The organism is Ensifer sp. SSB1, from assembly GCF_016652895.1.
Lineage (GTDB): Bacteria > Pseudomonadota > Alphaproteobacteria > Rhizobiales > Rhizobiaceae > Ensifer.
The window spans coordinates 1-11,914 of the sequence record NZ_JAEPRP010000030.1 but is presented as its reverse complement, the minus strand read 5'-3'; the positions used below and the strand labels follow the sequence as shown (position 1 = coordinate 11,914).

Genomic DNA, 11,914 nt, shown 5'->3' with positions numbered 1-11,914 from the left:
GCCAGAAATGAGGAAACCGGCGGCGTTGATGTTGTTTTCCGGCAGGCGGAGGCTTTCTTACCTGTATGTGCGTGAAGGCTGGCGTCGTGTGTCGCGCCGGCTATCGATCGGCCGCGTCTCCACTTTGCGTTTTACCGGTTCGACGCCCAACCGCCTGATTGTCGCGCCGACCGATCTTCGAGCCGTCGATCCCTTCGTTGCCGAAGAAATTCTCGCCGGGCGCTTCCCGCTTGCGGGCCGCGTCCTCGATACGGAAGGCGAGTCGCCGTTCGAGATCGACTTGCCGTCACGTGAATTCGCGGCGCGCTTGCATTCCTTCGGCTGGCTGAGACACCTGCGTGCGATCCGCGAGGATGCCGGCTATGTGCGCTTGCGCCAAATCGTCGACGACTGGATCGCCACCCATGGCCGCGATCTTGGCGGCATCGCCTGGGATCCGGATATCATCGCTCAGCGCATCATCGCCTGGCTTTCGCATTCGCCGGTGGTTCTGCGCAATGCGGAACATGGCTTCTATCGCCGGTTCCTCAAGAGCCTTGCGCTCCAGGTGCGCTACCTTCGTCATATTGCCGAAACGGTGCGTGACGGCGAGGCGAAGTTGAGGGTGCGGCTTGCGCTCGCCATGGCGTCGGTCTCCATGCCGGCTTCGCCGAGCGCCATCCGCAAGGCTTCGCGCCATCTCGATCTCGAGCTCGACCGACAGATCCTGCCGGATGGCAGCCATTGCTCGCGTAGTCCGCGGGCCGGGCTCGAATTGCTGCTTGACCTGCTGCCGCTCAGGCAAACCTACGTCAATCTCGGCCATGACGTGCCGTCGCGGCTGATCCCGTGCATCGACCGGATGTATCCGGCTCTGCGCTTCTTCCGGCATCAGGGTGGCGAACTGGCGCTGTTCAATGGCGCGACATCTGTCCTGGCGCATGAACTGGCCTCGGTGCTGCGCTATGACGAGACGGCAGGAGAGCCGTTCCGTTCGCTGCCGCATGCGCATTACGAGCGTCTTGCGGTCGAGAACACGGTTGTGATCATGGATACCGGCCGCCCGCTTTCCGTCGACCTTTCGCGAAGCGCCCATGCCGGCTGCCTGTCCTTCGAAATGTCCTCCGGCAAGACGCGCTTTGTCGTCAATTCTGGCGCACCGAAGTTTGCCGGCGATCGTTTCCGGCAGATTTCGCGCACAACTGCAGCGCATTCGACGGTCACCGTCAACGACACGTCCTCGTCGCGTTTCTCACAATCCCGTTTCCTCGGGCCGATCATGACGACAGGCGTCTCCAAGGTCGCGGTGACGCGTAAGGACGATCCCGGCGGGCTGGAGTCGGTGACGGCCAGTCATGATGGCTATCTCGCCGCCTTCGGGCTGGTGCACGAACGTGACATCGGCGTCCTGAACGGCGGCCGCATGATCCGCGGTCGCGATCGGTTGTCGCGTGCCGATGGCAGTGATCCGGACGAAGCCGATACGGCGACGGCGGTGGCGCGCTTCCATATTCATCCGGCCGTCGGCATTCGCCAGAACAACGCGCGCGAGATCTTTCTGACCGCGCCGGATGGCGAGATCTGGCTCTTTGCCTGCCAGGATGGGGAGCTTGCGGTGGAAGAGGATATCTTCTTTGCCGATCCCTCCGGCATCCGTGCATCGTCCCAATTGACCGTAACCTTCGCCGTTGCCCGCCAGCCGGAGATCCAGTGGACCTTTTCGCGCGCGAACTGAGGTGTCTGTTTAGCGCCAAGGTTGGTCGGGAAATTTGTCTGGCGTCTTCAGATCCCATTCGCCGCGCCGCCGTTAGTGACTGCGCTGATGAATTTGGATCGATCCGATCCAAATTCATCACGATCTTCGGGCGTGTCGAGGTTCCTTCGACCAGCAAGCTATGCTAACGGGCAGCCATCTCAACCGCCGGAGCTTCCTCCCGGGCGTCCGGCGCCGCCAAAGGAGCATGGTTGATGGCTGTCGCCTCCAAGAAAATCCCCGCCCCGAACGAGGTTACGGTTCGCACCGCCCTCCTCTCCGTCTCCGATAAGACCGGTGTCGTCGAGCTCGCGCGCGCCCTGTACGAAAAGGGCATCCGACTCGTTTCGACGGGCGGCACGCACAAGGCACTCTCGGAGGCTGGCCTGCCGGTAAGCGACGTTTCCGAACTGACCGGTTTTCCTGAAGTCATGGACGGTCGCGTCAAGACGCTGCATCCGGGCGTGCATGGCGGCCTCCTGGCGATCCGCGACGATGCCGATCATGTTGCCGCCATGTCGACGCACGGCATCACCGCGATCGACCTCGCGATCATCAACCTCTATCCCTTCGAGGAAGTCCGGGCCAAGGGCGGCGACTATCCGACGACGGTCGAAAACATCGACATCGGCGGCCCGGCAATGATCCGCGCCTCGGCCAAGAACCACGCCTATGTGACGATCGTCACCGATCCGGCCGACTATTCCGTGCTGCTCGAAGAGCTTGCTTCCGGCAAGACGACCTATGCCTTCCGCCAGAAGATGGCGGCCAAGGCCTATGCCCGCACCGCCGCCTATGACGCGGCGATTTCCAACTGGTTTGCCGAGGCCCTCGACACCCCGATGCCGCGCCACCGCGTCATCGGCGGTGTGCTCAAGGAAGAAATGCGCTACGGCGAAAACCCGCACCAGAAGGCCGGCTTCTACCTGACGGGCGAGAACCGCCCAGGCGTCGCCACCGCGGCGCTGCTGCAGGGCAAGCAACTGTCCTACAACAACATCAACGACACGGATGCCGCCTTCGAACTGGTGGCTGAGTTCCTGCCTGAGAAGGCACCGGCGGTCGCGATCATCAAGCACGCCAATCCTTGCGGCGTTGCCACCGCGCCGACGCTTGCCGAAGCCTATCGCCGGGCGCTTGCGTGCGATTCCACCTCGGCTTTTGGGGGCATTATCGCGCTCAACCAGGAGCTTGACGCGGAGACGGCTGAAGAAATCGTCAAGCTCTTCACCGAAGTGATCATCGCGCCTGCCGTCAGCGACGCGGCCAAGGCGGTGATTGCCCGCAAGCCGAACCTGCGCCTGCTTGCGACCGGTGGCCTGCCCGACCCGCGTGTTCCGGGCCTTGCTGCCAAGACTGTCTCGGGCGGCCTGTTGGTGCAGACGCGTGACAACGGCATGGTCGAGGATCTCGAACTCAAGGTCGTCACCAAGCGCGCGCCGACTGCACAGGAACTCGAAGACATGAAGTTCGCCTTCAAGGTGGCGAAGCACGTGAAGTCGAATGCGATCGTCTACGCCAAGGACGGCCAGACGGCCGGCATCGGCGCAGGGCAGATGAGCCGTGTTGACTCGGCCCGCATTGCCGCGATCAAGGCCGAAGAAGCCGCCAAGGCGCTGGGTCTTGCAACGCCACTGACCAAAGGCTCGGCCGTTGCTTCCGAAGCCTTCCTGCCGTTTGCCGATGGCCTGCTCTCGGCGATTGCGGCGGGCGCCACCGCCGTCATCCAGCCGGGTGGCTCGATGCGCGACGAAGAGGTGATTGCGGCTGCGAACGAACATGGCGTCGCCATGGTCTTCACCGGCATGCGCCACTTCCGCCACTAAGATCGTCTGGATGGGCGCTGGGCGTCTGTCCGGAATTGGCCGCCAAGGCACCAACCAGTCAGAAGCCGTCGCGTCCCCAGGATGCGGCGGCTTTTTTGCGTCCGTCATCGGCCGGATAGGGCGTGCGCAGAAGGATCAGCAGGCCGATCACCAGAAAGGCGATCAGTGCCATCATGCCGATTCTTGCCGACCCCGTTGCAAGGGTAATCGTGGCAACGGATGCGGGGGCGAGGAACGATGTGGCCCGGCCGGACAATGCATAGAGGCCGAAGTAGCGACCAGCCTCGTCCAGGCTGACGCTGCGGGCGAGGTAGGAGCGCGATGAGGCCTGAACGGGGCCAAAGGCGACGCCAACGAGCAGGCCGTAGAGAATGTAGGCCTTTTCGGCGGCCGTTCCGAACAGGCCGCCGGTATCTTCCATCGACAGCGGTAGCAGCCCGAAGAGCGTGAAGCCTGGACCCGTCGAGACGATGCCGATCGTGGCAATCGTCAAGCAGATCAGGCTGGCGGTGACGATCACCTTGGAGCCAAGGTGCGCATCCAGCCAGCTCGCACAGAGGCAGCCGCAGATCGCGACGACGTTGAGAATGATGCCGTAGACGCCGAGCTCCAGGGTCTGCCACGCGAACATCGCGGCCGCGAAGGTGCCGCCGAGCGCCAGGAGACCATTGACTCCGTCCTGAAAGATCATGCGCGCGATGAGAAAGCGCAGGATCCCGCGCCTTTCGCGAAGCTCGCCGAGCGTGCCCTTGAGCTCCCTGAGGCCAGTGACGGTTGCCTTTCCGAGGGACATTGCCGCCTTGGTGGCATCGGGCGTAAACAGGAACATCGGCAGGATAAAGACGAGGTACCAAACGGCGGAGATCGGGCCGGTGATGCGCGCATCCTCCCCCTTTGCCGGATCCAGACCGAACAGAGGGTCGATGCCAAGTGCCGTCTTGCCATCTTCGGCGCTGCCGGCAAGCAAGGCAACGACGGCAATCAGCACGATCATGCCGCCGAGGTAGCCAAGCCCCCAGGCGATGTTGGAGATGCGGCCAACGTCCTTCTCCGGAACGAGGCGCGGCATCATCGAATCGTTGAAGACGATCGAGAATTCGGCCGCGACCGTCGCAAGGATCATGAAGATCGCCGGATAGAGGATCGGCGAGCCAGGAGCGGCAAACCAGAGCATAGCCAGCGATGCGATCTTGATGACGGCGAAGAAGGCAATCCAGGGTTTGCGCGGCCCAGTGGCGTCGGCGATCGAGCCGAGCACCGGCGACAGAACCGCGATGATGATGCCCGAAACGGTCAGCGTATAGCCCCACATCGCCTGGCCGACGGCATGGTCCTCCGTCAGTCGGGAAACGAAATAGGGGCCGAAGATGAAGGTGGTGATGACGGTGAAGAAGGGCTGCGCTGCCCAGTCGAACAGCATCCAGCCGGCAATGCCCGCACGGGACGTGCGTGGCTGGTCTTCAGTCCTCTCGGCCGAAATCTGCAAGGTCCCCTCCCGAAACGACTGCGCCGCGCGTCTTCAGAACGCGCGGCGCAGCCTATCTTCAATTGAACCGATTCCCAAAGGTCCGGAGCAGGATGCGGACAAAAAAACTGCCCGCATCCACCTTCGTCCTGTTACTTCGCCCTACCGCGTGCAAGGTCGTTGAGGAGACCTGCAGCGACGGTGATCTTCGCGAGCGTGGTTTCCCCCTTCTCGGTCAAAAGTCGGAGCTGGCCGGTCGCCTGGGCGACACGGACGCGTTCGCTTTCTTCCCAGGCGGCAACCGGATTGCGTTCCTTCTTCTGCTCGCGCAGCGCTGCCGCGGTGATATCGCGCCGTGCAGCGGCGATATCGGAGACGGCGCGTGACAGCGCCATCGCCTCGAACTGCTCGGTTGCTGGAACGCGATCGGATGCCGCCAGCAGGCGGTTGATCCGGAGCGTATCGGTGACGGCGAAGTAGCCCTGCGCCGTGCGGCTCAGCGTCTCGCCGGTTTCAGCGGCAATCTGCATGATCTCGGGCACGAGCGTCATCAGCGCCAGTTCCGAGATTTCCTCGGCGAGCTTGGCGGGGACGCCGCCCTCGACGAAGGCTGCGGTCTTCAACCGTGCTTCCTCGGCGCTCTCGCCGGAGACTGCAGTGCGCATGGTCGCGCGCAGCTTCTGCAGGCCATCGCCGAGGCGCGATACCGCCTCGGAGACCGAGCCAGTCGCCGCATGGGTGCGCAGCGCCCGCTCGGTGACGAGCGTGAAGATGCGGCCAACCTCCTGATAGAGGATGTTCTGCAGGCCGCCGCCGATCTTGTTGTCGAGCGCGTCGATCTCGTCATAGATCCGCGGCAGGTCGAAGCCGTCGAGCGCCAGCACTGCCGCCTTGACGACGTCAGCCGAGAGGAAGCCGGTGGCATCCGTCAGCGTCGAGACGAAGGCCGGACCACCGCGATTGATGACCTCGTTGGCGAGAATCGTCGCGATGATCTCGCGGCGCAGGCGGTGCCCGTGGATGTCGCCGGCATAGGTCTTGCGCATCTTGCCCGGGAAGTAACGCTCCAGCGTCGCCGTGAAGTAGGGATCGTCGGGCAGCTCGCTCGCAATCAGCTCATCGAAGAGGACGAGCTTGGAGTAGGAGAGCAGCACGCCGATTTCCGGGCGGGTCAATGGCTTGCCTGCCTGGTAGCGCTCGGTCATCGCCTGGTCGGTCGGCAGCGTCTCGACCTTGCGGTTGAGATGGCCGTCGGCCTCCAGCCGCGTCATGAGACGGCCGAGCGTCGTGCGGTTGCCGAGCCCTTGCATTGCGGTCAGCGAGATCGCCAGCGACTGCTCGTAGTTGTTGCGCAGCACCAGGTGACCCACCTCCTCGGTCATCGAGGCGAGCAGCGTGTTGCGCTTCGGACGGGTCAGGCGACCATCGCGCATGGCCGAGGCAAGCGCGATCTTGATGTTGACCTCGACGTCCGACGAGTTCACGCCGGCCGAGTTGTCGATGGCATCCGAGTTGCAGCGGCCGCCATTGAGGCCGAAGCCAATACGGCCCTTCTGGGTGACGCCAAGGTTGGCGCCTTCGCCGATGACGCGGGCGCGGACCTCTTCGGCCGCCACGCGAATGGCGTCGTTGGCGCGATCGCCGACTTCAGCATCCGTTTCGTTGCTGCCGCGCACATAGGTGCCGATACCGCCGAACCAGAGCAGATCGACCTGGCTCTTCAGGATCGCGTTCATGATCTCGAAGGGCGTTGCCTTCTGCTTGTCGAGGCCGATGGCTGCCATCGCCTGCGGCGTCAGCGTCACCGATTTCTCCGCACGCGAAATGATCATCGCGCCTTCCGAAAGCGTCTTGCGGTCATAGTCCTGCCAGCTCGAACGCGGCAGGGCGAACATGCGCTTGCGCTCAGCAAAGGAGCCATCGATATCCGGATTCGGATCGATGAAGATATCGCGGTGATCGAAGGCCGCGATCAGGCGGATCTTTTCAGACAAAAGCATGCCGTTGCCGAAGACGTCGCCCGACATGTCGCCGACGCCGGCAACCGTGAAGGGCGTCGTCTGGATGTCGGTGTCCATCTCGCGGAAGTGCCGCTTGACGGTTTCCCAGGCGCCGCGAGCGGTGATGCCCATCTTCTTGTGGTCGTAACCTGCCGAACCACCCGATGCGAAGGCGTCGTCGAGCCAGAAGCCCGCTTCCTGCGCCAGGCCGTTGGCCGTGTCGGAGAAGGTCGCGGTGCCCTTGTCGGCGGCAACGACGAAGTAGGGGTCGTCGCCGTCATGGCGCTGCGTATCGGCCGGCGGCACGACGTCCTGGCCGACGATGTTGTCGGTGACCGACAGAAGCGTGCGGATGAAGGTCTTGTAGGCTTCGGTACCAGCCTTGAAGATTTCGTCGCGGGTGCCGCCGACCGGAAGCAGCTTCGGATAGAAGCCGCCCTTGGCGCCGACGGGCACGATAACGGCGTTCTTGACCTGCTGCGCCTTCACCAGGCCGAGCACTTCCGTGCGGTAGTCCTGGGCGCGGTCCGACCAGCGAAGGCCGCCACGGGCGACTTTGCCGAAGCGCAGGTGCACGCCCTCGACCTCGGTGCCGTAGACGAAGATTTCGCGGAACGGGTGCGGTTCCGGCAAACCGTCGAGCTGCTTCGGGTCCAGCTTGAAGGCAAGGACCGCGCGCGGCTTGCCGTCGACGTCATGCTGGAAGTAGTTGGTCCGAAGCGTTGCTTCGATCGCGTTGACGTAGCGGCGCAGAATCCGGTCTTCGTCGAGGCTCGGAACCGCCGAGAGCGCGTCTTCGATCGCGGACAGCAGCGCGTTGCACTTCTTGGCGCGCGGCTTGTCCTCGAGCTTCGGATCCATGCGGGTCACGAACAGCTTGAAGATGTCGGCGGCAATTGCCGGATACTTGTTCAGGGTGTCGGCGATATAGCCCTGTGAGTAGGTGATGCCGGCCTGGCGCAGATAACGGGCATAGGCGCGCAGCACTGTCACTTCGCGGGCGTTGAGGCCCGCAAGCAGGATCAGCCGATTGAAGTTGTCGTCCTCGATCGAGCCGTTCCAGGCGGCCAGGAAGGCTTCTTCCAGGGCCGGGCCGGTCTTGTCGAGGTTCAGCGCGTGTCCGTCGCGGTGGATTAGCTCCATGTCGTGCAGCACGACCTTGCGCTGTTCTTCGCCGTGGGCGTTGACGCCGATGTCATAGGTCTGCTCGCTGATCACCCGGAAGCCGAGGTTTTCGAGCAGCGGCACGCGGCGCGACAGCGATACCGGTTCGCCGGCGTGGAAGATCTTCAGCTCGGCCGTATCGGCACGCATGACCGCGCGGGGATAGTTGTAGAACGAGATCCGGATCGGATCCGGGCCCTTGCACGCCGCGATATCGGCCAGATCAGCATAGGCCTCCGCCGGCGTGAAGAACGACTGGTAGGCATTGTCGACATCAAGCTCGATGCCGTCCTTGCGGGCGAGCAGGTCGAACCGGTCGATCCAGCGGGTGACGATGCCGCGCACCGCTTCTTCGAGCTTGGCCTGCGGAATGCGCGGCGTCTTGCCGGCGGAGCGGCCGATGATGAAGTGGACACGGGCGAGGCCCCCTTCCGGGAAGGCCGGATAGTAGGCGGAGACGCGGCCGTCATAGACCGTCTTCAGGTAGTCGCCGATCTTTTCGCGGACATCCGAATCGTACTGTTCGCGCGGCACAAAGACGATGACCGAGACGAAACGGTCGAAATGGTCGATCCGCGGCAGGACGCGGATGCGCGGCCGGTCGCCGAGTTCGTTGATCTGCTCGCAGAAGGCGGCAAGCAGGCCGACATCGATCTGGAACAGGTCGTCGCGCGGATAGGATTCCAGCGTGTTGGCGAGCATCTTGCCGGAGTGGCTCTGCGGGTCGTAGCCAAAATGATCGACGATCTTCTCGATCTTGTGGCGCAACAGCGGAATTTCTGCTGCCTGGCGCGTATAGGCGGTCGAGGTGAACAGGCCGACGATGCGCAGTTCCCCGGTGACATTGCCGTCGGCGTCGAACCGCTTGATACCGATATAGTCCATATAGGCGCGCCGATGCACGACGGACTTCACGTTGGCCTTGGTAACGATCAGGAAATCCGGGCCGTCCAGGAAGGCGAGGATTTCAGGTGTGGTCAGCACCGCGTCCTTGCCCTGGCGCAAGACGCGCACGTCGGGGTTGGAAAGGATGCCGAGGCCCCTGCCCTTGCCGCGTTCGACGGCTGCCTTCTCGCCCTTGCCCGAATAGGTGTATTCGCGCATGCCGAGGAAGGTGAAGTTGTTGTCTCGCAGCCAGCGAAGGAAGGCGAGCGCCTCGTCGCGGTCGCTCTTCTTGCGCGACGCGTTGTAGGCTTCGAGCTCCTGCATGGCCTGGTCAAGCAACGTCGTCATCGCCGGCCAGTCGTGCACGGTCTGATGGACCTGCTCCAGCACGTCGCGGATACGGTTGCTGAGTTGTTCGGCCTCGACCGGGGCCAGCTTCGTCAGGTGGATCTGGATGTGGCTGACGCGGTGCGACGGATCGCTTTCCTCTTCCGGATCGAAGAGCTTTGCCGGTTTGCCCGGTTCCTTGACCAGAATGGGGTGGATCGCGAGGTGAATGTCGCGGTGCGTGCTGGTGATTTCCCCCATGATCGAATCATAGAGGAAGGGCATGTTGTGCTCGGTGATCGCGATGATCGAGACCTCGGTGCCGCCAGGTGCGACGCCTTCGACGCTTTCGACCGAAACCTGTGGCTTGCCACCGTCCCAGCGGGTGAGTTCCCGATGCGCGTGGGCTGCAATCAGCGCCAGCATGTCCGCCGAATAAAGATCGAGGTCGTCGTTGCTGGCCCCACCGAAGAGGATCTCCGGCGCCAGCCCGTCGACGCCCAGTTTGATGGCGGCCGCCTTTGCTGCGTCGATGTGTCTGTCCCGCTTCGGATTGTATTTCACGCCCATGAAGTCTCTCCCATTCATGATAGGCCAAACCCTATCAGAACCATGGCTAATGGCGACCGCTTTTTACGCCGATTTCGGCAAAATCGAGCCAAAAATTGGAGAATTTCACGTGAAAACAGCTTAAATCCATTTAAATCGAAGGCAAATTCGCGAAAATTGCTCGAAAATCGATGAAAAAGCACGAAAACGCTAGCGGCTTCGACTGGACCTATCTGCCATCGCCTGTTGACAGGGCAGTGACAGTCGGGTGATCAGAGTTTCTAGACCGAAGGATTGGACTCGTCGATGCCCGAAATGCCCTCCCTGCCCGGTGCCGTCATCGTCATCTCGAGCCATGTCGTGCGTGGCAAGGTCGGCAACCGGGCCGCGGTCTTCGCGCTGGAGACACTGGGGCACCCGGTCTGGGCCTTGCCGACAGTCATTCTCCCCTGGCATCCCGGGCACGGACGCTCGACCCGCGTCACCATCTCGGACGCGGATTTCCAGTCGGTGATCGACGATCTCATTGCTGCGCCCTGGGTCGACGAGGTGCGCGCCGTGCTTTCCGGCTACCTCGGCTCGGCCGGACAGGCTGAAGGCGTTTCCCGGCTGGTGACGGCGCTGAGGGAGCGCAATCCCAAGCTGATCTATGCATGCGATCCTGTTATTGGCGATGCCGGCGGGCTCTATGTTCCGGAGGCGACCGCGACGGCCATTCGCGACCAGTTGCTGCCGCTTGCCAATCTGGCGACGCCGAACCGCTTCGAGCTGGCCTGGCTTGCGGGCGCGACGCTGGAAACGAATACGGCGATCCTCGATGCCGCGCTCGGCCTCGGCCCGGCCCGCGTGCTGGTGACATCGGCGGTGCCGATGATGAGCGGCGGTACAGGCAATCTCTTCCTTTCGGGCAATCACGCGCTGCTCGCCGAACATCGGCTCGTCGAGAACCCGCCAAACGGTACTGGAGACTTGCTGACCGCCGTCTTCCTGGCGCGACTTCTCGAAGGATTGTCGGAGGAGCGTGCATTGCAAATGGCGACCGCGAGCGTATTTGAAATCATCGCCCGCAGCGTCAAGCGCGGGGCGGATGAACTGACGATCGAGCAGGATGCGTCCAGCCTTTCGACGCCGATGGCGATGGTGCAGATGCGCCGGCTGGTGCATCCCAATCAGATACGGCGAAAATAGAAGAAGCTGTTCATCGACGATGCCTGGAAGACATTGTGGATTGAACTTTGGATCATGATGACTTTCATGACTCGGAGCTGGACGCGGGCGAAAGCCGGCACCCAGCCCGAAGCAGCAGCGGAGCAACCGATGGACAAGCAGCAGCAGCGTTTTCCGGATCACCTTCTGAACGGCTACCACAACTTCATGAACGGCCGTTTCAGCGAACAGCAGAAGCGCTACAAGGCGCTGGCGGAAACCGGCCAGAAACCGAGGACGATGGTCGTCGCCTGTTGCGATTCGCGCGCCGCGCCGGAAACTATCTTCGATAGCGGGCCGGGCGAACTCTTCGTCGTGCGCAACGTCGCCAATCTCATGCCACCCTACGAGCCCGACGGTCACTACCATTCGACTTCGGCGGCGCTCGAGTTCGCCGTGCAGTCTCTGCGTGTCAGCGATATCGTCGTGATGGGCCATGGCCGCTGCGGCGGTATCAAGGCGGCGCTCGATCCGGATGCCGAGCCGTTGTCGCCGGGTGACTTCATCGGTCGCTGGATGAACCTGCTGAAGCCGGCCGCCGAGCAGATCCAGAGCAACGACGTCATGACCCAGGGGGAGCGGCAGCGCGCGCTGGAGCGGGTCTCGATCCGCAACTCCCTCGCCAACCTGCGCACCTTCCCCTGCGTCCAGATTCTGGAAGCCAAGGGCAAGCTGCATCTGCATGGCGCCTGGTTCGACATCTCGACCGGCGAGCTCTGGGTCATGGATCCCACGACCGGCGACTTCTCCCGTCCAGGCA

At 63.0% G+C, this 11,914-nt stretch carries 6 protein-coding genes; 4 read left to right on the top strand and 2 right to left on the bottom strand.

All coding sequences use genetic code 11. The annotated features are described in order from the left end of the window. The first annotated feature begins 28 nt into the window (after positions 1-28). Together I8N66_RS10190 and purH are read left to right on the top strand one after the other, a co-directional pair. Positions 29-1,714, top strand: a complete 1,686-nt coding sequence (locus I8N66_RS10190; protein WP_113541275.1) for a heparinase II/III family protein — start codon at positions 29-31, stop codon at positions 1,712-1,714. A gap of 233 nt (positions 1,715-1,947) precedes the next feature. Further along, complete coding sequence (purH, locus tag I8N66_RS10185) at positions 1,948-3,558, top strand: bifunctional phosphoribosylaminoimidazolecarboxamide formyltransferase/IMP cyclohydrolase (RefSeq protein WP_291153104.1); 1,611 nt, start codon at positions 1,948-1,950, stop codon at positions 3,556-3,558. Positions 3,559-3,616: 58 nt separating this feature from the next. On the opposite strand, the gene I8N66_RS10180 is transcribed toward purH, so the two are convergent. After that, positions 3,617-5,044, bottom strand: coding sequence for an MFS transporter (locus I8N66_RS10180; protein WP_291153101.1), 1,428 nt, complete (start codon positions 5,042-5,044; stop codon positions 3,617-3,619). A 131-nt stretch (positions 5,045-5,175) separates the two neighbouring features. Further along, positions 5,176-9,969: an NAD-glutamate dehydrogenase gene (locus I8N66_RS10175; protein ID WP_291153083.1), complete on the bottom strand. Its 4,794-nt coding sequence runs from the start codon at positions 9,967-9,969 to the stop codon at positions 5,176-5,178. 285 nt (positions 9,970-10,254) lie between these two features. Between I8N66_RS10175 and pdxY the strand changes: the two genes are divergently transcribed. Both pdxY and I8N66_RS10165 read left to right on the top strand, forming a co-directional pair. Next, complete coding sequence (gene pdxY / locus I8N66_RS10170) at positions 10,255-11,136, top strand: pyridoxal kinase PdxY (protein ID WP_291153080.1); 882 nt, start codon at positions 10,255-10,257, stop codon at positions 11,134-11,136. A 129-nt stretch (positions 11,137-11,265) separates the two neighbouring features. Next, positions 11,266-11,914 (top strand): carbonic anhydrase (locus tag I8N66_RS10165; protein ID WP_291153192.1); only part of this gene is annotated, 649 nt, incomplete at its 3' end.

Coding starts and splice junctions, on each gene's coding strand:
- I8N66_RS10190 (WP_113541275.1), top strand. CDS start 29: ATGTTGTTTTCCGGCAGGCGGAGGCTTTCTTACCTGTATGTGCGTGAA.
- pdxY (WP_291153080.1), top strand. CDS start 10,255: ATGCCCGAAATGCCCTCCCTGCCCGGTGCCGTCATCGTCATCTCGAGC.
- I8N66_RS10175 (WP_291153083.1), bottom strand. CDS start 9,969: ATGGGCGTGAAATACAATCCGAAGCGGGACAGACACATCGACGCAGCA.
- purH (WP_291153104.1), top strand. CDS start 1,948: ATGGCTGTCGCCTCCAAGAAAATCCCCGCCCCGAACGAGGTTACGGTT.